The 21254-nt window shown below is 66.8% G+C and carries 26 protein-coding genes; 25 read left to right on the top strand and 1 reads right to left on the bottom strand.

The genetic code is table 11. From position 1 onward, the window contains the following. Window positions 1–24 precede the first annotated feature (24 nt). From ACFQUV_RS08545 to ACFQUV_RS08425, 25 genes are all read left to right on the top strand, one after another. The gene (locus ACFQUV_RS08545) at window positions 25–288 is read left to right on the top strand and encodes a DNA -binding domain-containing protein (protein WP_129607983.1); all 264 of its coding nucleotides are present in this window, start codon (window positions 25–27) and stop codon (window positions 286–288) included. Between the two features lie 112 nt (window positions 289–400). After that, the gene (locus ACFQUV_RS08540; RefSeq protein ID WP_307719439.1) at window positions 401–727 is read left to right on the top strand and encodes a transcriptional regulator domain-containing protein; all 327 of its coding nucleotides are present in this window, start codon (window positions 401–403) and stop codon (window positions 725–727) included. Next, window positions 705–1178, top strand: coding sequence for a DUF2285 domain-containing protein (locus ACFQUV_RS08535; protein ID WP_371851675.1), 474 nt, complete (start codon window positions 705–707; stop codon window positions 1176–1178). The genes ACFQUV_RS08540 and ACFQUV_RS08535 overlap by 23 nt, the downstream gene beginning before the upstream one ends. A 138-nt stretch (window positions 1179–1316) precedes the next feature. Continuing rightward, the gene (locus ACFQUV_RS08530; RefSeq protein WP_129607981.1) at window positions 1317–1598 is read left to right on the top strand and encodes an AlpA family transcriptional regulator; all 282 of its coding nucleotides are present in this window, start codon (window positions 1317–1319) and stop codon (window positions 1596–1598) included. Between the two features lie 11 nt (window positions 1599–1609). Then, on the top strand, window positions 1610–2491 hold the full coding sequence (locus ACFQUV_RS08525) for a replication initiator protein A (protein ID WP_129607980.1): 882 nt from the start codon (window positions 1610–1612) through the stop codon (window positions 2489–2491). Window positions 2492–2702: 211 nt separating this feature from the next. Then, on the top strand, window positions 2703–3341 hold the full coding sequence (parA, locus tag ACFQUV_RS08520; protein ID WP_129607979.1) for a ParA family partition ATPase: 639 nt from the start codon (window positions 2703–2705) through the stop codon (window positions 3339–3341). Further along, on the top strand, window positions 3338–3589 hold the full coding sequence (locus ACFQUV_RS08515) for a hypothetical protein (RefSeq protein ID WP_129607978.1): 252 nt from the start codon (window positions 3338–3340) through the stop codon (window positions 3587–3589). Before parA ends, ACFQUV_RS08515 begins: the two co-directional genes overlap by 4 nt. Continuing rightward, window positions 3586–4092 (top strand): DUF2840 domain-containing protein, encoded by a 507-nt coding sequence (locus ACFQUV_RS08510; protein WP_129607977.1) that lies wholly within the window; start codon window positions 3586–3588, stop codon window positions 4090–4092. Before ACFQUV_RS08515 ends, ACFQUV_RS08510 begins: the two co-directional genes overlap by 4 nt. Beyond that, the gene (locus tag ACFQUV_RS08505) at window positions 4089–4634 is read left to right on the top strand and encodes a S26 family signal peptidase (protein ID WP_129607976.1); all 546 of its coding nucleotides are present in this window, start codon (window positions 4089–4091) and stop codon (window positions 4632–4634) included. The genes ACFQUV_RS08510 and ACFQUV_RS08505 overlap by 4 nt, the downstream gene beginning before the upstream one ends. 47 nt (window positions 4635–4681) lie before the next feature. Further along, complete coding sequence (locus tag ACFQUV_RS08500) at window positions 4682–5017, top strand: DUF736 domain-containing protein (RefSeq protein WP_129607975.1); 336 nt, start codon at window positions 4682–4684, stop codon at window positions 5015–5017. A 4-nt stretch (window positions 5018–5021) separates the two neighbouring features. Continuing rightward, window positions 5022–5798: a lytic transglycosylase domain-containing protein gene (locus ACFQUV_RS08495; RefSeq protein WP_129607974.1), complete on the top strand. Its 777-nt coding sequence runs from the start codon at window positions 5022–5024 to the stop codon at window positions 5796–5798. Window positions 5799–6042: 244 nt separating this feature from the next. Beyond that, the gene (locus tag ACFQUV_RS08490) at window positions 6043–7782 is read left to right on the top strand and encodes a VirD2 family relaxase/mobilization nuclease (RefSeq protein WP_129607973.1); all 1740 of its coding nucleotides are present in this window, start codon (window positions 6043–6045) and stop codon (window positions 7780–7782) included. A 31-nt stretch (window positions 7783–7813) separates the two neighbouring features. Beyond that, on the top strand, window positions 7814–9802 hold the full coding sequence (locus ACFQUV_RS08485; RefSeq protein ID WP_129608003.1) for a conjugal transfer protein TraG: 1989 nt from the start codon (window positions 7814–7816) through the stop codon (window positions 9800–9802). A gap of 9 nt (window positions 9803–9811) precedes the next feature. Then, complete coding sequence (locus ACFQUV_RS08480; protein ID WP_129607972.1) at window positions 9812–10246, top strand: ribbon-helix-helix protein, CopG family; 435 nt, start codon at window positions 9812–9814, stop codon at window positions 10244–10246. Between the two features lie 169 nt (window positions 10247–10415). Next, window positions 10416–11399, top strand: a complete 984-nt coding sequence (gene trbB / locus ACFQUV_RS08475; protein WP_129607971.1) for a P-type conjugative transfer ATPase TrbB — start codon at window positions 10416–10418, stop codon at window positions 11397–11399. Next, window positions 11396–11728, top strand: coding sequence for a TrbC/VirB2 family protein (locus tag ACFQUV_RS08470; RefSeq protein ID WP_111383575.1), 333 nt, complete (start codon window positions 11396–11398; stop codon window positions 11726–11728). The genes trbB and ACFQUV_RS08470 overlap by 4 nt, the downstream gene beginning before the upstream one ends. Then, window positions 11728–12009 (top strand): VirB3 family type IV secretion system protein, encoded by a 282-nt coding sequence (locus ACFQUV_RS08465; RefSeq protein WP_129607970.1) that lies wholly within the window; start codon window positions 11728–11730, stop codon window positions 12007–12009. Before ACFQUV_RS08470 ends, ACFQUV_RS08465 begins: the two co-directional genes overlap by 1 nt. Before the next feature lie 10 nt (window positions 12010–12019). Further along, window positions 12020–14458, top strand: coding sequence for a conjugal transfer protein TrbE (gene trbE / locus ACFQUV_RS08460; protein WP_129607969.1), 2439 nt, complete (start codon window positions 12020–12022; stop codon window positions 14456–14458). Next, window positions 14455–15216: a P-type conjugative transfer protein TrbJ gene (gene trbJ / locus ACFQUV_RS08455; protein WP_129607968.1), complete on the top strand. Its 762-nt coding sequence runs from the start codon at window positions 14455–14457 to the stop codon at window positions 15214–15216. The genes trbE and trbJ overlap by 4 nt, the downstream gene beginning before the upstream one ends. Window positions 15217–15227: 11 nt before the next feature. After that, window positions 15228–15602 carry a putative entry exclusion protein TrbK-alt gene (gene trbK-alt, locus ACFQUV_RS08450; protein WP_129607967.1) on the top strand — a complete coding sequence of 125 codons (375 nt, stop codon included), beginning with the start codon at window positions 15228–15230 and terminating at the stop codon, window positions 15600–15602. 3 nt (window positions 15603–15605) lie between these two features. After that, a complete protein-coding gene (gene trbL / locus ACFQUV_RS08445; protein WP_129607966.1) occupies window positions 15606–16958 on the top strand; it encodes a P-type conjugative transfer protein TrbL in 1353 nt (450 codons plus the stop codon). Then, entirely contained in the window at window positions 16958–17641 is a 684-nt protein-coding gene (gene trbF, locus ACFQUV_RS08440) for a conjugal transfer protein TrbF (protein WP_129607965.1), read from the top strand. The genes trbL and trbF overlap by 1 nt, the downstream gene beginning before the upstream one ends. After that, window positions 17638–18663 (top strand): P-type conjugative transfer protein TrbG, encoded by a 1026-nt coding sequence (gene trbG, locus ACFQUV_RS08435; RefSeq protein ID WP_129607964.1) that lies wholly within the window; start codon window positions 17638–17640, stop codon window positions 18661–18663. The genes trbF and trbG overlap by 4 nt, the downstream gene beginning before the upstream one ends. Next, on the top strand, window positions 18660–19874 hold the full coding sequence (locus ACFQUV_RS08430; RefSeq protein WP_207211379.1) for a TrbI/VirB10 family protein: 1215 nt from the start codon (window positions 18660–18662) through the stop codon (window positions 19872–19874). The genes trbG and ACFQUV_RS08430 overlap by 4 nt, the downstream gene beginning before the upstream one ends. 3 nt (window positions 19875–19877) lie before the next feature. Then, window positions 19878–20099 (top strand): DUF2274 domain-containing protein, encoded by a 222-nt coding sequence (locus ACFQUV_RS08425; protein ID WP_129607963.1) that lies wholly within the window; start codon window positions 19878–19880, stop codon window positions 20097–20099. Between the two features lie 2 nt (window positions 20100–20101). On the opposite strand, the gene ACFQUV_RS08420 is transcribed toward ACFQUV_RS08425, so the two are convergent. Then, window positions 20102–21052 (bottom strand): LysR family transcriptional regulator, encoded by a 951-nt coding sequence (locus ACFQUV_RS08420; RefSeq protein WP_207211381.1) that lies wholly within the window; start codon window positions 21050–21052, stop codon window positions 20102–20104. Window positions 21053–21254: the final 202 nt, after the last annotated feature.

The following is a 21254-nucleotide window of genomic DNA, read 5'->3' as shown; positions in this document are numbered from 1 at the left end:
CACACCGGCTGCTGGGGGATCAAGATGACTCACGAACAATTTCTCGACGAGCCGCCGCAGAGCCCAGCGCTGACCAGCTACGACCGCACGCATATGAAGCTTTACCTGCGACTGCTCGACGCTGAAAACGACGGCGCTGATTGGCGAGAGGCCGTCTCCGTGCTGTTCGGCATCGACCCGGAACGTGAGCCGGAACGCGCCCAGCGCGTTCACCGCACTCATCTCGCCCGCGCGCGCTGGATGACCGAGCACGGCTACCGCCACCTCGTCCGCGAAAGCCAGCACTGACTGTTTGTGGTGCCGCTCCGGCATCACCCGTTGCCGTCGGCCGTACTTCACGCAGCACACTCAACCGGGAATCGTGTCCGCCCGCGCATGCACGCGAGGTGAGATCAGGAGGATGCGGATGACTCTCGACACAGGCCAGTGGCGATCTTCATCGACCTACGATTTCGTCGACGGTCTCGCAGCTGCCGACCTCGCATGGGAATGGCTGCGGCGGAATGCGGACTACCAGCGCGATTACGCTGACATCGAACGCGGAGCAGTCGACCCGCAAACTTACAGAGATACTGTGCGTGCTCGATGGGGGTTGCAATTTCGAAGTCCCTCCAGAGCTCAACGCTGCCGAAACCACGGTCTTCTGGGCACCCGAGGCGGATCCGGGCACCGTCATCCTCACGGCGCTCCCGCCGATCCCGGGCTTGGAGAGTGTTGCACCGCCTGACCTCGATCCCGACACCGCGCGCAATTCGCCCGATGGGCTGAGCATCATCCACGGCCACGGGGCCAGCATTGTGCCCCTGCTCCTCACCGGCGACGTCGCTCCTGATAAGCCTGTCGCTGCACTTGTTCCGCTCGGCGCCGACGGCCTCGACCGCATCGAAGCCGTCACCAGGCTCTGGCGCGCTTTCAACAATCGGCCCGTGCCGCCGGACTCCCGGCTCACCGCCCAGCAACGCCGCCGCCTGCGCCACATGCTGCAAGCGGTCGACGGACGCATGGACGGGGCGAGCTATCGAGCGATCGCCGACACGATCTACGGGGCGTCTCGTGTCGCCGAAAGTCCATGGAAGACCTCGGCTCTTCGAGACAGCACGATCGACCTCGTCAAGGACGGCTTCGCGCTGATCGCCGGCGGCTATCGCAAGCTGCTTCGCCACCGCCGGCGCTCATAACGGGCTTCGCATCTCGCTAGGGGTGCGATTTAGGCCTTCTCATCTTCGCCATCCCTCCGCGCGGCAACTCTTCGCCACCGTGGCCTTCGCCCGCCGCTGATCGCCAGCGGCCCCAACGAACGCCCCGGAGGTCGCATCATGTCCGCCAACATAGCCGGCTTGCCGCCGCGCTTTCTTCGCACCCCCGAAGCCGCACGATTCCTAGGCCTTTCCGGTCGAACGCTTGAGAAGCACCGGACCTACGGGACCGGCCCGGCCTATCGCAAGCTGGGCGGTCGCGTGGTCTACGCCATCGATGATCTGCAGGCCTGGGCCGATCGCGGCGCCGTCACCTCCACCTCCGACCCGCGCGGTGCGGTCCTCCCCGCCAAGCGCCATGACGGGACGACGCAGACTCGTCCCTTCCGCCACGCGCGCTGAGACGTGGCCGCATGTCGTCCCGCCGTCACAGCAGCGAACGCGAGCAGCTCGATCTCTTCCGAGCGCTGCCGGGCGATCTCGCGCCACGAGATGCGCAGGACCTGATGGCCTATCCATTCTTCTCCCTGGCCAAGTCGAAGCGCCTGGCGCCGATTAACTTCAAGGCAGGATCGATCGTCATCCGCGTCGAGGCCGTGCCCGAGCATGGGATGGCCACCATCTGGGATGCCGACGTGCTGATCTGGGCCGCCAGCCAGATCGTCGAGGCGCGTGACGCCGGCCTGCAGCCATCCCGGCTCATGGGCGCAACGCCGTACGAGATCCTAAACTTCATTGGCCGCGGCGTGTCGCTGCGCGACTACGACCGACTCAAGGCCGCGCTCGACCGGCTGCAATCCACCACCGTCGCGACCTCGATCCGCCAGCCCACTGAGCGGCGGATGCATCGCTTCTCCTGGATCAACGAGTGGAAGGAGAAGGCCGATCCTCACGGCCGGCCGCTCGGCCTCGAGCTGATCGTGCCCGACTGGTTCTACGCCGCCGTGCTGGACGACGCGCTCGTCCTCACCATCGACCGAGCGTATTTCGATCTGACCGGCGGCCTGGAACGCTGGCTCTACCGATTGGTGCGCAAGCATGGCGGACGGCAGGAGTTCGGCTGGAGCTTCGACTTCGTCCATCTACACGCCAAGTCCGGTTCGCTCTCTCCCCTCAAGCACTTCGCCTACGACCTACGCGACATCGTCCGACGCCAAGCGCTGCCGGGCTACCGGCTGACCATCGAGCAGCCGGCCAACGGACCCGAACGTCTTTCCTTCGTTCCGACCGACCCCGCGTCCCTCGGCGCGCCGCGACGTCGCCGTTCCAACACTCGCACTGGGGATAAGCTGTGAATTGCCTCGTGCTATCGGGGACCGCCCCTATCGTGCCATCGGGGACCCCATCCTCGTGCTATCGGGGACCGGAATCGTCGATTTGCCGCGCGAACTCAGATGCTTGCGGCTCCCGTAACTTCTCTAACCTAGATTCCTACGGAATCTTTCTAACGCGCGCCGCGTCTTGCCTGCCTGCGAATAACCGGCAGGCAGCGGCCGGGAGCGCGGCATGATCGTCGCGCTCCTCAATCAGAAGGGTGGCGTCGGCAAGACGACGCTCGCGCTGCATCTCGCCGGTGAATGGGCGCGCCACGGCCAGCGCGTCACTGTCATCGACGCGGACCCGCAAGGCTCTGCACTCGACTGGTCGCAGCAACGCGCACGCGAGTGCTTGCCGCGCCTCTTCGGAGTCGTCGGCCTGGCGCGGGACACGCTCCATCGCGAAGCGCCGGAGCTGGCGCGGGATGCCGATCACATCGTCATCGACGGACCGCCCCGCGTCGCCTCGCTGATGCGGTCCGCCTTGCTCGCCGCCGACCTGGTCCTGATCCCCGTGCAGCCATCGCCGTTCGACGGCTGGGCCTCGGCGGAGATGCTGTCGCTGCTCGGCGAAGCGCGGATTTACCGCCCGAATCTCGCGGCCCGCTTCCTGCTCAACCGATGCGGCGCGCGCACTGTCATCGCCCGCGAGACGGCCGAGTCGCTCCCCGATCACGATCCGCCAGTGCTCGCATCCACCATCGGCCAGCGCGTCGTCTTCGCGGACACGGCGCGGTCTGGACGCCTCGTCTCGGAAATTGACGAGGACAGCCCGGCGACGCGCGAGATCGCCGCTTTCTGCGCCGAGATCGGAAGCATCGCGCCATGACCGAACGGTCGCAGAAGCGCGCCTTCGCCGCGCGTCCCGCCGATCCCGAGAGCTGGGTCAAAGCGTGCGATCCGCAACCGCTACGCGACAACGACGCGGCCTTCACGGCACGGCTGACGATAGACGTCACTGCCGACATGCGCGGCCGGATCAAGATCGCCGCGTTCCAGCGCGGCGTCACCGTCGCCGACATGCTCCGCGAGCTGCTCGCCCGCGAATTTCCCCCAGCCGAAGGAGGTACGCCATGAACGGCGCTCTCGACTTGCGTCGCGCTGCGACGCCGACGGTCGTTGGTCTGACCCACGTCGAACTGACTTGGATTGAAAAGAAGATCGAGTATTGGATTCGGTTCGGCCAAGACGTCCACGAGCAGGTCCTCGATCGACGTCGGCGCGTCGTCAGCTTCCCGCCTCACAGCGTTTTCGCCTTTGTCCGGTGGGCGGCCAATGACTTTGGGACGATCATCTCGCGCATCGACATCGTGCGCGCGATCTCGCCCGGCGAACCCTATCAGACGCTGCCGTTCGTTCGCCCCGGCGGTGACATCCTGCTGAAGGCTGAGAGCTGGCCGAAAGTTGAGCGCGTCTTGCAGATCGTCGACGCGATCGAGTCGATCGGCATCAATCCCGCCGAAGTCTCGCCGCATCATTGGCGGCACGTCCACAATCGTCTCGCTGCCGGCCAGGAGCCGCGCAGCTACACGGCCGAGCAGCATCGCGCGATCCTTCTGCGTCGAAGGGTCGAGCCATGACGCGGTTCGGCTACGTCATGACGACCTACTTCACCGTGATGGTGATCGGCGGCCTGTCGTTCGTCCACATCGCGCCCAAGCTCGTCTGGAACGCCTCGGCCAGCACGCCGATCGGACTCTATTCGATCGATCGGTCGCCACGTCTTGAGGTGACCGACCTCGTCGCCGTGGACGCCCCGGAGCCGCTCGCGTCGTTCCTGGCCGACCGCGGCTACCTGCCGCGCGGCGTACCCCTCATGAAGCGCGTCGCCGGGCTTCCGGGGCAACAGGTCTGCCGCATCGGCGCGCGCATCACCGTCGACGGCATCGCCATGGGCGAGGCGCTCGACCGCGACCGGCTCGGCCGTCTCCTGCCGGTCTGGCAAGGCTGCCACCGCATAGGGGACGGCGAGATCTTCCTCATGAACTGGTCCGTCCGCGACAGTCTGGACGGTCGCTACTTCGGTCCGATTTCCACCGGCTCGATTATCGGCCGCGCGACGCCGGTGTGGACCGACGAGGACGGCAGCGGCCGCTTCGAATGGCGCGCCCCAACACGATGAACGGCGCGCCGAACCTCTCCCGCACAAACACCAGAAGGAGCCTTCCCATGCCACAGATCGGTCAATTCACGCGCACGAAATCCGGCTATTCCGGCCACGTCCGGACGCTCACACTCGATGTCGCGCTCTCCCTCCTTCCGGCTGAACTTTCCGATGCCGAGAACGCGCCGGACTTCCGCGTGCATCTCGGCAGCGAGGATGGTCCGGAGATCGGCGCCGGCTGGAAGCGCACCGGCGAGAAAGCCGGCGAGTATGTCTCACTGCTTCTCGACGATCCCATGTTCGCGCGGCCGCTGCGCGCCAATCTATTCCAGTCCGGCGACAACAAATCGGCCTGGGGCCTGCACTGGAGCCGTCCGCCGAAGCCCGGCGAGCGGGACTGAGGCGATGCGGACGCTTCGCTCATCGCGCCGGCAATCCGTGGAGACCGGGCGGACACGCGCCGCCCAGCGTCTCTCCATCCTCCTCCTTTCCGGCCTGCTGTTCGTCGCCGGACCGACTGGATCCACGCTGGCGCAGAGCGCGCCGGTCGTGCAGCCGCATCCTGCCCATCCGTTTGCCGCCTTCATCGCCGAGGCGTCGCAACGCTTTGGCATTCCAGAGGCCTGGATTCGCGCCGTCATGAACGCCGAGAGCGCGGGCGATGTGCGCGCGATCTCGCGGGCCGGCGCCATGGGGCTGATGCAGATCATGCCCAACACTTGGGCCGAGCTGCGCGCTCGCCACCGGCTCGGAAGTGATCCCTATGAGCCGCGCGACAACATTCTAGCGGGCGCGGCCTATCTGCGGGAAATGCACGACCGATACGGTTCCCCGGGCTTCCTCGCGGCGTATAACGCCGGCCCCGGCCGCTACGATGAATATCTCGCGGGCGGCCGAGCATTGCCGGCCGAAACGCGGGCCTATGTCGCGGCCCTCGCACCCCTTGTCGGCGGCGGCGAGATCACCGGTCCCGTCACCGTTGCGGCCGCCGACCCGCTAGCGTGGACGCGCGCGCCGCTGTTCATCGCGCGCACCGAAGGTCCGCCTTCTGCCGATCTTGTGCGGACCGAGGCCCGTCCGGACAGCGCTCGGGCTGCGGCTCCGGAGCGCGAGGTTCCCACGACCTTGCCGCAGTCTTCCGGCCTGTTCGTCGCGCGATCGGACGGTGGAGAGTCGCGATGACGGCGCCTGGACCGGATCGCGCTATGGCGTGCCCCAGCGGATCATGGAGAACGCCGACGGGGGAGCCAGGCAACACGACCGCACGATGGCAGGATAAAGGGGCGCGATGTGCGCCTGAGTTCGGTCGTGCTTTTTCAAGGGCTTACGTTGAGAATTCGCGAGGTGCGCCTGATCGGCGCGGCCTGCGGCTCTGGAAAATCCTTAAGCAAATCAGCATGATCGTGCGATGTGCGGACTCGCCGCCATGAGCGCCGAGGACGATTTCCGCATCCGGCCCGGCCGCATCCGCTCAACCAGCGCGCAGCGCGCCAGGCCCTTCATCGCGCAGGCGCTAGCCGCCGCCCAGCGCGCCGGTGGATCGGTCTCCCGCAAGGGAGCGATCGGGCCGAACCATCGCTCCCGCTTCGGCCGGGGCCAGCGCGCTTCGGTCCAGGCCAATCGGCTCATCACAGCCCGCTCGCGCGGCGCCGTGGTCAAGGCGCGCGTGGTCCGCCACAGCGGACGTGGCGCGCCGCTCGCAACCCACCTCAATTATTTGCGCCGCGAGGGCGTCACCCGGGACGGGGAGAAGGCCCGGCTGTTCGGCCCCGGCACCGACGACGCCGACCCGAAGGCGTTTGCGGAGCAGTGCGAGGACGACCGGCATCACTTCCGCTTCATCGTCTCGCCCGATGACGCCGTGGAGATGTCCGACCTCAAGACCTTCGCCCGCGATCTGGTCGGGCAGATGGAGAAGGACCTCGGCACGAAGCTCGATTGGGTCGGCGTCGACCACTGGAACACCGAGCATCCCCACGTCCATCTCATCGTCCGCGGCGTGCGCGGCGATGGCGAGAACCTCGTCATCTCACGCGACTACATCAAGGAAGGCATGCGCGATCGCGCGCGCGACCTGATCACCCAGGAGCTCGGGCCGCGCACCGATCAGGACATCCGCCGCACGCTCGAACGGCAGATCGGCGCGGAACGCTGGACCAGCCTCGACCGGCAGCTCGCGCGCGACAGCTACCGCACCGGCGTCATCGACCTGGCGCCGCATCCCAGCCGCCAGCCCGACGAATTCCATGCCATCAAGGTGGGTCGTCTGCGCAAGCTGGAGTCCCTCGGTCTCGCCGACCAGATCGGCCCCGGCCAGTGGGCCATGTCCGAGACCGCTGAGGCGACGTTGCGCGAGCTTGGCGAACGCGGCGACATCATCAAGCGCATCCATCGCGGTCTGACCGAGCGCGGCATCGAACGAGGCGCGGCGAACTATGTGCTGGCCGGTGAGAGTCTGGACGACCCCGTCGTCGGCCGGCTGGTCGCCCGCGGCCTCGACGACGAACTGAAGGCCACCGCCTATGCCGTGGTCGACGGCGCCGACGGGCGCACCCATCATATCAAGCTCCCCGATCTCGACGCCGCCGGCGACGGCGCGCCGGGCTCCGTCGTCGAGCTGCGCAAGTTCGACGACGCCCAGGGACGACGGCGCGTGGCGCTGGCCGTCCGCTCTGACCTCTCGATCGAACAGCAGATCACCGCGACCGGCGCAACCTGGCTCGATCGCCAGGCGATCGCCCGCGAAACGGTGCCGCTCGGCGGCGGCGGCTTCGGCGCGGAGGTCCGCGACGCGCTGGACCGCCGCGCCGAACACCTGATCGCGCAGGGCCTGGCGGAGCGTCAGACTCGTGGCGTCAGCTTCAGCCGAAACCTCATCGAGACGCTCCGCCGCCGCGAGCTGGATGCGCTCGCCGAGAAGCTCACGGCGGAGAGTGGGCGGCCGCTGACCCGTACTTCAACCGGCGAATATGTGGCCGGCACCTATCGTCAGCGTTTCGCGCTAGCCTCCGGCCGTTTCGCGATGATCGACGACGGGCTCGGCTTCCAGCTCGTGCCCTGGTCGCCGTCACTCGAAAAGCAGCTCGGCCGCCACGTGTCCGGCCTCGCGCGAAGCGACGGGGGTGTTGACTGGAGCTTTGGCCGCAAGCGGGGGCTCGGCCTGTGATCAGACATCCTCATCACGAAGGAACCCCGCGATGTCCGCAACCAAGATCCTCTGGGGCCAGATCTTCATCGTCTTCCTGATCGTGCTCACCACGACCTGGTCCGCGACGCAGTGGACGGCGTGGCAGCTCGGCTTCCAGCCGCAGCTTGGCCGCCCATGGTTCGAGCTGTTCGGCTGGCCGATCTACTATCCGCCAGCCTTCTTCTGGTGGTGGTACTTCTACGATGCCTATGCGCCACACATCTTCGTCGAGGGCGCATACATAGCCGCATCCGGCGGCTTCATCGCGATCGCGGTCGCGATCGGCATGTCGGTCTGGCGAGCACGCGAAGCCAAGGATGTCGAGACCTACGGCTCGGCGCGATGGGCGCGAGCGGATGAAGTGAAGGCCGCCGGTCTGCTCGGGCCCGACGGAGTGGTGCTAGGCAAGTTCGAAGGCGCCTTTCTGCGCCACGACGGCCCCGAGCATGTGCTCTGCTTCGCGCCGACGCGCTCCGGCAAGGGCGTCGGCCTCGTCGTGCCGTCGCTGCTGACCTGGCCGGGCTCCGCGATCGTCCACGACATCAAAGGCGAGAACTGGCAACTCACCGCGGGCTTCCGCGCGCGGCATGGCCGGGTGCTGCTCTTCGATCCCACCAACGCGAAGTCCGCCGCCTACAACCCGCTCCTCGAAGTCCGCCGGGGCGAGTGGGAGGTCCGCGATGTCCAGAACATCGCCGACATACTGGTCGATCCCGAAGGGAGCCTTGAGAAGCGGAATCACTGGGAGAAGACCAGCCACGCGCTCCTCGTCGGCGCCATCCTGCACGTGCTCTACGCCGAGCCTGACAAGACGCTCGCCGGCGTCGCCGCCTTCCTGTCCGACCCGAAACGCCCGATCGAATCGACGCTCGCCGCCATGATGAAGACCGCGCACCTCGGCGAGACCGGACCGCATCCCGTCATCGCCTCCGCCGCCCGCGAGCTGCTGAACAAATCGGACAACGAGCGCTCGGGCGTGCTCTCGACCGCCATGTCATTTCTCGGTCTCTACCGCGATCCCGTCGTCGCCGCGGTTACACGACGCTGCGATTGGCGCATCACCGACATCGTGGGCGGGGCGCGGCCATCGACGCTCTATCTCGTCGTGCCGCCCTCCGACATCGCGCGCACCAAGCCCCTGATCCGGCTGATCCTCAACCAGGTCGGCCGGCGTTTGACCGAGGATCTGCACGCGAAGGGCCGCCGCCACCGGCTGCTCCTCATGCTGGATGAGTTTCCCGCGCTCGGGCGCCTCGACTTCTTCGAATCCGCTCTCGCCTTCATGGCCGGCTACGGCCTGAAGAGCTTCCTGATCGCGCAGTCGCTGAACCAGATCGAGAAGGCCTATGGTCCCAACAACTCGATCCTCGACAACTGCCATGTCCGAGTCAGCTTCGCCACCAACGACGAGCGGACCGCCAAACGCGTGTCGGATGCGCTTGGCACGGCGACCGAGATGCGCGCGATGCGGAACTACGCCGGGCACCGGCTCAGCCCCTGGCTCGGGCACCTGATGGTCTCGCGCTCCGAGACCGCGCGGCCGCTGCTGACGCCCGGCGAGGTGATGCAGCTCGCGCCCGCCGACGAGATCGTGATGGTGGCGGGCACGCCGCCGATCCGGGCGAAGAAGGCCCGCTACTTCGAGGATCGCCGCTTTCAGGAGCGCGTGCTGCCACCGCCCGAGCCCGCGCCGCCAATCGCGGCGAAGGCCGACGATTGGAGCCGCCTGCCGTTGCCGCCGCGGCCGCAGATTGAGCCAGCCGACGCACGACACGATGTCGGTGGTGACGAGGATCCGACCGGCTCGGAACGTCGTCGTCAGCCCGAGTTAAACACGATGGGCGCCGTCGAGAAGAAAGCGCCGATCAACAACGAGTTCGCGGCCGATTTCGGCGACGACGAGGCGGACGACAGCGCCCGCATGAACCGGATGAACCGAGTCATGCAAGGCATCGCACGGCAGGTCTCCCTCGACCCCAACGACGGCATGGACCTCTAAGGGCGCCTGATGACGAAACCAGCGAAGAAGCAGCGGCTATCAGTCTATCTCGATCCGGACGTGATGAAGGCGCTGGCCGACTATGCCGCGCGCCGCGATCAATCGCGGTCTCTGATCGCCGAAGCGGCCATCGCGCTATTCCTGTCGCCCGACGCGGCCGAGCGCCAGGAAGCGGCGACGACGAAGCGCCTCGATCAGCTCGATCGCCGCATGACACGCATGGAACGCGACCTCGGCATTTCCGTCGAGATGCTCGCCGTGTTCGTTCGCTTCTGGCTGACCACCAACCCACCATTGCCGGAACCGGCGCAGGCCGCCGCGCGCGCGCAGGCGGGCGAGCGTTACGATGCCTTCGTCGCTGCGCTCGGCCGCCGACTCGCGAAGGGACCGAAGTTGCGTCAGGAAATTTCGGAGGACGTCTCAGGCGTCGCGGGCGCGGAATAATCATCACACGCGGCATCGCAAGTATTCTTCAGTTCCGCCGTTTCCCTGTCTTTGTACGCCAGAGCACTACGACCTCATTCCGGTTGTTGCCACGCCCTAATTTCTGCCTCTTCTACTTGTCCCCGATCCAGGGCCGCACGTCTGCGGTCCCGCTCAGGACGGGGACGACATGGCGGTTTCTCACCAGCAATCCGAGGCGATACTTCGAGGCGCGCGCATGCTGCGCACCGCCCTCGGCCCCGCCATCGCCGGATTCCTGGAAGACCCCTCGATCGTCGAGGTGATGCTCAATCCCGACGGGCGGCTCTGGATCGACCGGTTGTCCGAAGGGCTTTCCGACACGGGCGAGCGCCTGTCCGCCGCCGACGGCGAGCGCATCGTGCGTCTGGTCGCGCACCATGTCGGCGCCGAGGTTCATTCGGGCAGCCCGCGCGTCTCGGCCGAGCTGCCCGCGACGGGGGAGCGGTTCGAGGGCCTGTTGCCGCCCGTGGTCGCGGCGCCGGCCTTCGCGATCCGCAAGCCGGCCGTCGCCGTCTTCACGCTGCAGGACTACGTCGCCGCCGAGATCATGTCGGCCGACCAGGCGGTGATCCTGCGTCAGGCCGTCGCCGAGCGGCGCAACATCCTCGTCGCCGGCGGGACCTCGACCGGCAAGACCACGCTCACCAACGCGCTGCTCGCCGAGGTGTCGAAAACGTCCGATCGCGTGGTCCTGATCGAGGACACGCGCGAGCTGCAGTGCGCCGCGCCGAACCTTGTCGCGATGCGCACCAAGGACGGCGTCGCCTCGCTCTCCGATCTGGTCCGTTCCTCGCTCCGCCTGCGCCCCGATCGCATTCCGATCGGCGAGGTCCGCGGGTCGGAGGCACTCGATCTCCTCAAGGCCTGGGGCACCGGCCATCCGGGCGGCATCGGCACGATCCACGCCGGCACCGCGCTCGGCGCGCTGCGCCGCCTCGAACAACTCATCCAGGAAGCCGTCGTCACCGTCCCGCGGGCGCTGATCGCCGAGACCATCGATCTCGTCGCCGTGCTCAGCGGCCGCGGCGCCAATCGCCGCCTCGCCGAGCTCGCGCGCGTCCAAGGCCTCAAGCCCGATGGCGACTATCGCGTCACCCTCGCAACCCAGCCCCTCTCAGGAGATCCCGCATGATCCGTCGTTGCCTTCGCATCCGCCGCCATCTCTCCACGGCCGCAGCCGTCGCGTTGGTCAGCATGATGATGGCGCCCGCCGCCCACGCCTCTGGTTCCTCCATGCCGTGGGAGGCGCCGCTACAGTCCATCCTCGAATCCATCGAGGGGCCGGTCGCCAAGATCATCGCGGTGATCATCATCATCATCACCGGCCTGACGCTCGCCTTCGGCGACACGAGCGGCGGATTCCGGCGCCTCATCCAGATCGTCTTCGGCCTCTCGATCGCGTTCGCAGCGTCGAGCTTCTTCCTGTCCTTCTTCTCCTTCGGCGGCGGAGCGCTGGTCTGATGGCAAGCGTTGGCGACAGCGCCGGTGAAGTGCCCGGCTTCAGCGTCCCGGTCCACCGGGCGCTGACCGAGCCCATCCTGCTCGGCGGCGCGCCGCGCTCGATCGCCATCCTCAACGGCACGCTGGCCGCAGCGCTCGGCCTCGGCCTGCGCCTTTGGCTGGTCGGCCTGGGGCTCTGGGCCATCGGGCACTTCGCCGCGGTGTGGGCGGCCAAGCGCGATCCGCTATTCGCGGACGTGGTTCGCCGGCATCTGCGCATCCCCGGCCATCTGAGCGTCTGAGGCACCGGCCATGATGAACCTCGCCGAGTATCGCCGCGCCTCGAGCCGCCTCGCCGATTTCCTACCCTGGGCCGCGCTCGCCGGTGAAGGCGTCGTCCTCAACAAGGATGGCAGCTTCCAGCGCACGGCGCGCTTTCGCGGACCGGATCTCGACTCCGCCGTACCGGCAGAACTGGTCGCCGTCGCCGGCCGGCTCAACAACGCCTTCCGCCGCCTCGGCTCAGGATGGGCGATCTTTGTCGAAGCGCAGCGGCACGCCGTCGGCGCCTATCCGTCGAGCCGCTTCCCCGAGGCGGCCTCCGCCCTGGTGGACGCAGAGCGGAAAGCCGACTTCGAGGAAGAAGCGTCGCACTTCGAGTCGAGCTATTTCGTGACCTTCGTCTATCTGCCGCCAGCGGAGGACGCGGCCCGCGCCGAGAGCTGGCTCTATGAGGGCAAGGCCGACAAAGGCGTCGACGCCTGGGAAGCCTTGCGTGGCTTCGTCGATCGCACCGATCGCGTGCTCCAGCTCATCGAGAGCTTCATGCCCGAATGCGGCTGGCTCGATGACGGCGAGACCCTGACGTATCTCCACTCCACTGTCTCGACGAAACGCCATCGCGTGCGCGTTCCCGAGACCCCCATGTATCTCGACGCGTTGCTTGCGGACCAGCCGCTGACCGGCGGCCTCGAGCCGCGGCTCGGCGACGCCCATTTGCGCATCTTGACGATTGTCGGCTTCCCGACTGCGACGACGCCCGGGCTTCTCGATGATCTCAACCGCCTGGCCTTCCCCTACCGCTGGTCAACGCGCGCCATCCTTCTCGACAAGACCGACGCCACCAAACTGCTGACCAAGATCCGGCGGCAATGGTTTTCCAAACGCAAGTCAATCGCCGCGATCCTAAAGGAGGTGATGACCAACGAGGCGTCGGTGCTTGTCGATACGGACGCAGCTAACAAAGCGGCCGACGCCGATCTCGCGCTGCAGGAACTCGGCGCAGACTATGCCGGACAGGCCTATGTCACGGGGACGATCGCCGTCTGGGACATGGATCCTCGCATCGCGGCGGAAAAGCTGCGCCTGGTCGAGAAGGTCGTTCAGGGTCGCGATTTCACCGCGATGGTCGAGACGATCAACGCTGTCGACGCCTGGCTCGGCAGCTTGCCCGGCCATGTCTACGCCAACGTCCGGCAGCCGCCGATCTCGACGCTCAATCTCGCCCATATGATCCCGCTGTCGGCGGTATGGGCGGGGTCGGAACGGGATGAGCACTTTGGTGCGCCCCCCTTGCTGTTCGGCAAGACCGAAGGGTCCACCCCGTTCCGGTTTTCCCTTCATGTCGGCGACGTGGGCCACACCCTGGTTGTCGGACCGACCGGAGCCGGCAAATCCGTGCTGCTGGCGCTCATGGCGCTGCAGTTCCGGCGCTATCCGGGCTCACAGGTCTTCGCGTTCGACTTCGGCGGATCGATCCGCGCGGCCGCGCTCGCCATGGGCGGCGACTGGCACGATCTCGGCGGCGGCTTGACCGAAGGTGCGGCGGACAGCGTATCGCTGCAACCACTCTCCGGCATCCAGCACATACCGGAGCGCGCCTGGGCCGCCGATTGGATCGTCGCCATCCTGATGCGCGAAGGCGTGACGATCTCACCCGAGGTGAAAGAGCACATCTGGACGGCGCTGACCTCGCTTGCGAGCGCGCCCGTCGCTGAACGCACCATCACAGGGCTCGCCGTCCTCCTCCAGTCGAACGACCTCAAGCAGGCGCTGCGGCCATACTGCGTCGGCGGCGCCTATGGCCGCCTGCTCGACGCTGAGAGCGAGCATCTCGGCGCGGGCTCGGTGCAAGTGTTCGAGACCGAGGGGCTGATCGGCACAGACGCGGCGCCGGCCGTGCTTGCCTATCTGTTCCACCGCATCGAGGACCGTCTCGATGGCCGCCCCACGCTGCTGATCGTCGACGAAGGCTGGCTCGCGCTCGACGACGAGGGTTTCGCCGGCCAGCTCCGCGAATGGCTGAAGACACTGCGCAAGAAGAACGCCTCAGTCGTCTTCGCCACCCAATCGCTGTCTGACATCGACGGCTCAGCCATTGCGCCCGCCATCATCGAGAGCTGCCCGACCCGGCTGCTGCTGCCGAACGAGCGCGCGATCGAACCGCAGATCACCGCGATCTATCGCCGGTTCGGACTCAACGACCGCCAGATCGAGATCCTCGCACGCGCGATGCCTAAGCGCGACTATTACTGCCAGTCGCGCCGCGGAAACCGGCTGTTCGAGCTCGGTCTTTCCGACGTCGCGCTCGCGCTCTGCGCGGCGTCATCGAAGACCGACCAGGCCGCGATCGAGCGCGTCATCGCCGAACATGGCGGCGAAGGATTCCTGCCGGCCTGGCTGCGGCTTCGCGGCGTCGCCTGGGCAGCCGACCTCATCCCCGACCTCACCAACCTGGAGAGCAAGCCATGATCTTCCGTCGTTCCCGCGCGGCGCTGTTCGCCGCGTCCATTCTTTCCATCCCGGTGGCTCTGTCGCCTGTGATGGTCCAGCCTGCCGCCGCGCAGTGGATCGTCTACGACCCCACGAATTACGTGCAGAATGTCCTCTCTGCCGCTCGCGCGCTCGAGCAGATCAACAACCAGATCACCTCGCTTCAGAACGAAGCGACGATGCTGATCAACCAGGCGCGCAATCTGGCGAGCCTGCCTTATTCTTCGCTCCAGAGGCTCCAGCAGTCCGTCCAGCGTACACAGCAGCTCCTCGGCCAAGCGCAGCGCATCGCGTACGACGTCCAGCAGATCGATCAGGCGTTCACGACCACCTATGGCAATGTGTCACTCTCCGCCACCGACCAGCAGCTTGTGTCGCAGGCGCGCGAGCGATGGCAGAACACCGTCGGCGGCCTGCAGGACGCCATGCGCGTGCAGGCCGGCGTCGTCGGCAATATCGACACCAACCGCGCGGAGATGTCGGCCCTCATCGGCCAAAGCCAAGGCGCTACAGGCGCTTTGCAGGCAGCACAGGCCGGCAACCAGCTCCTCGCGCTCCAGGCCCAACAGCTCGCCGATCTCACGGCTGTCGTCGCCGCCAACGGCCGCGCGCAGGCGCTTTCCGACGCCGAACGGGCAGCCGCCGCCGAGCAAGGCCGCGAGCAGCGCCGCCGCTTCCTGACCCCGGGTGTCGGCTACCAGCCCGGCAACGCCCGGATGTTCCCGAACGGCAACTGAGGGGCGGTGTGATGGACGGCAAGCTTCTCGCTCGGATCGGGGCCATCGCCTTCGTGGCCATCGCGATCACCGCGACCGCGATCGAATTGACCCGGGAGGAGCAAGGGGATGCGAGGCCGTCAGCGGTCCCCGCCGTCGCCGCGGCGGCCGACCCGCATCGCGCCGAGCTGATCCGCTGCCAGCGCCTCGGAGAGGCCGGACCGCGCGACGCAGCCTGCCTTCGCGCCTGGGCGGAGAGCCGCGAGCGGTTCCTGGCGCTCGGCGCTCGGCCGACGGCGCGCTCGCCTGAGGCGCCGGAGGCTCCGCCCGAAGCGTCCGCCCAAGACGCCACACTTGATGACCCGATCCGCAAGGAGATGGCGCCGCAGCTGGATGAGGCCCGATAAATCATGGGCGGCACCGGCGTCATCGACCATTTCCTCGAGGTCTTCACCCGGTACATCGATTCCGGCTTCGGCCTGCTCGGGGGCGAGGTCGCGTTCATCGCGACCACCCTGATTGTCATCGACGTGACGCTGGCCGCCCTGTTCTGGAGCTGGGGCGCCGATGACGACATCATGGCGCGCCTGGTCAAGAAGACCCTGTTCGTCGGCGTATTCGCCTACATCATCGGCAACTGGAACAATCTCGCGCGCATCGTCTTCGAGAGCTTCGCCGGCCTCGGCCTGAAGGCCTCCGGCACCGGTTTCACTACGGCCGATCTCTTGCGCCCCGGCAAGGTCGCGCAGACAGGGCTCGACGCCGGCAGGCCGCTCCTCGAGTCCATCTCCAGCCTGATGGGCTATTGGAGCTTCTTCGAGAATTTCATCCAGATCGCGTGCATGTTCCTCGCCTGGGCGCTGGTGCTGCTCGCCTTCTTCATCCTCGCCGTCCAGCTCTTCGTCACCCTGATCGAGTTCAAGCTGACGACGCTCGCCGGATTCGTGCTCATTCCCTTCGGCCTGTTCGGCAAGTCCGCCTTCATGGCCGAGCGCGTTCTCGGCAACGTGATCTCCTCGGGGATCAAGGTGCTGGTGCTGGCCGTGATCATCGGAATCGGCTCCACGCTGTTTTCCGAATTCACGGCCGGCTTCGGCGGGGCCAATCCGACCATCGACCAGGCGATGGCGATCGTGCTCGCGGCGCTATCGCTGCTCGGCCTCGGCATCTTCGGACCTGGCATCGCGAACGGCCTCGTCTCGGGCGGGCCCCAGCTCGGCGCCGGCGCGGCTGTCGGAACGGGACTCGCGGCGGGCGGCATGGTGGCCGCCGGCGCCGCGACGGTTGGCGCTGTCGCTGCTGGCGGCGCCAGCCTGGCAGGCGGAGCCGCCGCCGCCGCGCGCGGTGGCGCTGCGCTCGCGGGCGGTGCTTCGACCGCCTACAGCCTCGGCGCCGCCGGACAGACGGGCGCGGCGGGCGTGGCGTCCGGTCTGAGCGGCGTCGCACGCGCCGCCGGCGGCGCGGTGAGTTCGCCCCTTCGTCGCGCCGCGTCGCGGACTGCCGACAGCGTGCGGTCTAGCTTCTCCGAAGGCGCCAAGGCCGCGTTCGAAGCCACCGGCGGCACGTCGACCAAGGGCTCGATCGGTGGAGGTACGGCCGAGACCGCACCGCCTCCGGCCGCTGACGGCCCGCCGGCCTGGGCCCGACGGATGAAACGCTCACAGGCCATGAGCCACGGCGTGACGGCGGCCGCCCACGCGGTGCGCAGCGGCGACAGTCACGGCGGCGGCTCCTCCATCAACCTCTCCGAAAGCGACCGCTGATGTTCAAACGACCTTCCACCCACTACGGCAAGACTCCCGAGCCAGAGACGCCATACCAGCGCGCCGCCCAGGTCTGGGACGAGCGCATCGGCTCAGCCCGCGTCCAGGCGAAGAACTGGCGCTTCATGGCCTTCGGATCGCTGATCCTCTCGGCCGGCTTCGCCGCCGCGCTCCTCTGGCAATCGGCGCGCGGGACGATCGTGCCCTGGGTGGTGCAGGTTGACAGGCTCGGCCAGGCGCAAGCCGTCGCGCCCGCGGTCGCCGACTATCGCCCGACCGATCCGCAGATCGCGTTCCATCTCGCGCGCTTCATCGAGCAGGTGCGCTCGATCCCCGCTGACCCGATCATCGTTCGCCAGAACTGGCTGCGCGCCTACGACTTCACGACGGATCGCGGCGCGATGGCGCTCAATGACTATGCGCGCTCGAACGATCCCTTCACGAAGGTTGGCCGGCAGCAGATCGCCGTCGATGTCTCGAGCGTGATCCGCGCTTCGCCGGACAGCTTTCGCGTCGCCTGGACAGAGCGCCGCTACGAGAACGGCCAGCTCGCCGAGACGACCCGTTGGACCGCAATCCTCACCATCGTCGTGCAGGTCCCTCGCAACGCCGATCGGCTGCGAGCGAACCCGCTCGGCATCTACGTCAACGCCATCAACTGGTCACGGGAGCTTGGGCAATGAAGCCGTCTTTCCGTAAAGCCGGAGACCCGGCTTCTCGCATTTCCACACTTGCGGCTCTGCTGCTTTCAGCGACGGCGCTCGCTGGTTGCGCGACAACTCAGCCGCCGCCGGAAATCTCATACGACGATGCGGCGCCTGCCGTGCAGACGGCTGATCCACCGGGACCGGTGCAGGTTGTGGAGCTTCCGCGTCCACTGCCGCTTCCTGGGCAGATGAAGCCTGTCGAGCCGTCGCGCCGAACCCCAGAGCCCGCCGATCCGACCGCCCGTGTCAACCAGGCCAATGCGGCCGCGCGTGTGCAGCCGGTACGCGATGGCTTCATCAACGCCATGCAGGTCTACCCTTACACCAGCGGCGCGCTCTATCAGGTCTACACCGCCGTCGGTCAGATCACCGACATCGCCCTCCAGCCCGGCGAGCAGCTCGTCGGCTCCGGGCCGGTCGCCGCCGGCGACACGGTGCGCTGGATCATCGGCGACACGCTGAGCGGCTCGGGAGCGACCCAGCAAGTCCACATCCTGGTGAAGCCGACCCGCGCGGACCTGATGACCAATCTGGTCATCAACACCAATCTGCGCACCTACCACATGGAGCTGCGCTCGACCGAGCGCACCTACATGGCGTCTGTCTCCTGGCAGTACCCTCAGGATCAGCTCATCGCCCTGCGCCGCCAGAATGCGCAGGCCGAAGCTGCACGGCCCGTCGCCACCGGCGTCGACCTGGCCAACATCAACTTCCGCTACGCGATCGAGGGCGACCGCGCGCCATGGCGGCCGCTACGGGCCTATGACGACGGCCGGCAGGTCTTCATCGAATTTCCGCGCGGCATCGCCCAGGGGGAAATGCCGCCGCTCTTCGTGGTCGGCCCCGAGGGCAACACCTCCGAGCTCGTGAACTACCGTGTCCGCGGAAATTACATGGTGGTCGATCGTCTCTTCGCAGCCGCCGAACTGCGTTTCGGCGCGGGCGATCGCCAGAAGCGGGTGCGGATCGTGCGTACCGACGGGAGGCCAACATCGTGAGCGAGCCTGAATCCCGGAAAGAGGAAGGAGACGCGCCGCTGCTGGGACCAGCCGGCGACGCGGCCGCCCCCATGCGGCTCCGCGGCGAGGCGCCACGCGTCATGCGGCTCTCGCGCAAGGTGCTCGCCGGCGTCGGTCTCGTGGCGAGCGTTGGCATCGGCGGCGCGCTGATCTACGCCCTTCAGACCCGTGATGACGGCAAGCCCGCCGAGGAACTCTATTCGACCGAAAACCGGTCGACCGCCGATGGCTTGGCCGGGCTGCCGCGCGACTACAGCGGCATTCCTCAGCTCGGACCGCCACTGCCTGGCGACCTCGGCCGGCCGATCCTGGGCGCACAGAATCGCGGCCAGCCGGTGCCCGCAGGCGTCGCGCCACCCAACCCCGGCCTCAGCGCCGAAGAGCAGCGCCGCCTGCAGGAGATCGATACGGCGCGCACGAGCAGGCTCTTCGCCGGCACCGAGAGCCGGCAGACCGGGCCGTCAAACCCCGGACCGGCAGCCATCGCGCCGCCACCAGCACCCGATCTTACCAGCCTCGGACTTGCGCCGCCCCCCGCGACACCAACGGCTCAAGAGCGGCAGCTCGCCTTCCTCAATGCAGCCGCTGATCGGCGCACCGTCGCTCCGGATCGCGTTACGGCTCCGGCGTCACCGAACGTCCTCCAGGCGGGCGCGGTGATCTCGGCCGCACTCATCACCGGCATCCGCTCCGATCTTCCCGGACAAATCACCGCACAGGTCACGGAGAACATCTATGACAGCCCCACGGGCCGGATTCTTCTTGTGCCCCAGGGCACCCGCATCATCGGCCAGTACGACAACAATGTTCAGTTCGGCCAAAGCCGCGTGCTGCTGGTCTGGAACCGGCTGATCTTCCCCAATGGCCGTTCGATCGTACTTGAGCGCCAGCCCGGTGCCGATTCCGAAGGTTACGCCGGGCTTCAGGACGGCGTCGATTATCACTGGTGGGATCTGGCCAAAGCAGCGGGTCTCTCGACGCTGCTGAGCATCGGGGCCGAGCTCGCCACGAACGACGACGACCGCCTCATCCAGGCGATCCGCAACGGTGGGCAAGACACCATCAACGATGCGGGCCAGCAGATCGTTCGCCGCCAGCTGAACGTCGCACCGACACTCACGATCCGTCCGGGATTCCCCGTGCGCGTCATCGTCACGCGAGATCTTGTCCTCGAACCCTATGGAGGTTGACCGATGGCGAAGCTCAAACTTGGCGCACTCGACGACGACAAGCCGGTGAAGGTTACGCTCGAATTGCCAGCTGCCGTCCACCGCGACTTGGTCGCCTACGCCGAGGTGCTCGCCAGAGAGACGGGACGGTCTGTGGGCGACCCCGTCAAACTGATTGCTCCAATGATTGCACGCTTCATGGCGACGGATCGTGTCTTCGCCAAGGCTCGACGAACCGTGAGTTAATCTCAGCGACTGATTGAAAAAAGGGTGGACCATTCGTAGTCCGGTAGCCCGACGAACGCGAGTAAGCACGGCAATACGGCTTTTGCCATAGTCCTCGCCAGACTAAGAAGTCGGCGGAGTGCTGGATTGTCGTTCTGCGGAGACCATATTGCGCAGAACGGCAGGATTTCCTCAGATAAAGGCCGATAGACGACGTCGGGAAAGCATGTTGCCGTCGTCGCCTCGCTCGTAAGAGTAAGGCCTTGCCCCATCGCCACTAAATGCATCAGGTTGTCTCTGCCGACCCGGTGGGACTCCACGCTAGGATGGCGACCTAGGTCAGCGAGATGCTTGATCAGGTAGTCGTGTATTTCCGGTCCCGGGTCTGTCTCGCTGATGATGAAGTGCTTGTCTACCAGATCAGCCCACGAGATCTCCGGCCTTGATGCAAGCTCGTGCCCATCAGGCAGCGCCACATACACCCGCTCACTCCACAGATGGGCGACATCGCACCCGTCCGCAATCGGCTGGCCTGTGAGAAAGGCAATATCAAGCTGATGTGTTTGGATAGAAGCAATGTGGGCGGTTGGGCCTCCCTCGATAAGATCGGGCCGGACGGCCGGATTCGCTTCGACGTATGTGCGGAGTAGATCCGCAAGGAAACCCGAAGCTAGCGAAGAAAATATCCCAATGCGGACGATGCCTGTTTCACCACGGCCGCACGAACCCGCGTCGATGGCCGCGCGCCCAATCTGACTCAATGCTCGGCGTGCACGCACGAGGAACCGTTCGCCGGCGTGCGTGAGACGAACACCACCATGATGACGGATAAAGAGCGCGGCACCGATCTCATCTTCCAAATCTCGAATGCGGCGGCTTATGGCAGATTCCTGAATATTCAGCGCCTTCGCCGCACGGCGGAAACTGCCACACTCGGCTGCTGCAATAGCATAACGAAGATGGCGGAGTTCGATTCTCAGAAAGCTGCCTCCCTCCTTAGGTCCGGGCTCCCTGCACCGATGTGGCCGCAGGGGCCGGCCGCATCAGAAAATTGAAGGCTGCCGACGACGCACCGGAGAGCGCCCGGCACCTTGGAGTAGTCCGCAAACGTGCGTCAGCCTACCTCCTGTAGCCACTACAGAATCAAGCTGAATATGATCGAGATCGGGCCGATGT

Origin of the sequence: Rhodoplanes sp. P11, from assembly GCF_964266735.1 — a bacterium.
In the GTDB taxonomy this organism is placed as follows: Bacteria; Pseudomonadota; Alphaproteobacteria; order Rhizobiales; family Xanthobacteraceae; genus Rhodoplanes; species Rhodoplanes serenus.
This window is presented reverse-complemented; position numbering and strand designations above follow the sequence as displayed.

Coding starts and splice junctions, on each gene's coding strand:
- ACFQUV_RS08490 (WP_129607973.1), top strand. CDS start 6,043: ATGAGCGCCGAGGACGATTTCCGCATCCGGCCCGGCCGCATCCGCTCA.
- ACFQUV_RS08465 (WP_129607970.1), top strand. CDS start 11,728: ATGGCAAGCGTTGGCGACAGCGCCGGTGAAGTGCCCGGCTTCAGCGTC.
- ACFQUV_RS08470 (WP_111383575.1), top strand. CDS start 11,396: ATGATCCGTCGTTGCCTTCGCATCCGCCGCCATCTCTCCACGGCCGCA.
- ACFQUV_RS08545 (WP_129607983.1), top strand. CDS start 25: ATGACTCACGAACAATTTCTCGACGAGCCGCCGCAGAGCCCAGCGCTG.
- trbB (WP_129607971.1), top strand. CDS start 10,416: ATGGCGGTTTCTCACCAGCAATCCGAGGCGATACTTCGAGGCGCGCGC.
- trbG (WP_129607964.1), top strand. CDS start 17,638: ATGAAGCCGTCTTTCCGTAAAGCCGGAGACCCGGCTTCTCGCATTTCC.
- parA (WP_129607979.1), top strand. CDS start 2,703: ATGATCGTCGCGCTCCTCAATCAGAAGGGTGGCGTCGGCAAGACGACG.
- ACFQUV_RS08500 (WP_129607975.1), top strand. CDS start 4,682: ATGCCACAGATCGGTCAATTCACGCGCACGAAATCCGGCTATTCCGGC.
- ACFQUV_RS08485 (WP_129608003.1), top strand. CDS start 7,814: ATGTCCGCAACCAAGATCCTCTGGGGCCAGATCTTCATCGTCTTCCTG.
- ACFQUV_RS08425 (WP_129607963.1), top strand. CDS start 19,878: ATGGCGAAGCTCAAACTTGGCGCACTCGACGACGACAAGCCGGTGAAG.
- ACFQUV_RS08510 (WP_129607977.1), top strand. CDS start 3,586: ATGAACGGCGCTCTCGACTTGCGTCGCGCTGCGACGCCGACGGTCGTT.
- trbJ (WP_129607968.1), top strand. CDS start 14,455: ATGATCTTCCGTCGTTCCCGCGCGGCGCTGTTCGCCGCGTCCATTCTT.
- ACFQUV_RS08540 (WP_307719439.1), top strand. CDS start 401: ATGCGGATGACTCTCGACACAGGCCAGTGGCGATCTTCATCGACCTAC.
- trbF (WP_129607965.1), top strand. CDS start 16,958: ATGTTCAAACGACCTTCCACCCACTACGGCAAGACTCCCGAGCCAGAG.
- ACFQUV_RS08530 (WP_129607981.1), top strand. CDS start 1,317: ATGTCCGCCAACATAGCCGGCTTGCCGCCGCGCTTTCTTCGCACCCCC.
- trbL (WP_129607966.1), top strand. CDS start 15,606: ATGGGCGGCACCGGCGTCATCGACCATTTCCTCGAGGTCTTCACCCGG.
- ACFQUV_RS08480 (WP_129607972.1), top strand. CDS start 9,812: ATGACGAAACCAGCGAAGAAGCAGCGGCTATCAGTCTATCTCGATCCG.
- trbE (WP_129607969.1), top strand. CDS start 12,020: ATGATGAACCTCGCCGAGTATCGCCGCGCCTCGAGCCGCCTCGCCGAT.
- ACFQUV_RS08515 (WP_129607978.1), top strand. CDS start 3,338: ATGACCGAACGGTCGCAGAAGCGCGCCTTCGCCGCGCGTCCCGCCGAT.
- trbK-alt (WP_129607967.1), top strand. CDS start 15,228: ATGGACGGCAAGCTTCTCGCTCGGATCGGGGCCATCGCCTTCGTGGCC.
- ACFQUV_RS08505 (WP_129607976.1), top strand. CDS start 4,089: ATGACGCGGTTCGGCTACGTCATGACGACCTACTTCACCGTGATGGTG.
- ACFQUV_RS08525 (WP_129607980.1), top strand. CDS start 1,610: ATGTCGTCCCGCCGTCACAGCAGCGAACGCGAGCAGCTCGATCTCTTC.
- ACFQUV_RS08495 (WP_129607974.1), top strand. CDS start 5,022: ATGCGGACGCTTCGCTCATCGCGCCGGCAATCCGTGGAGACCGGGCGG.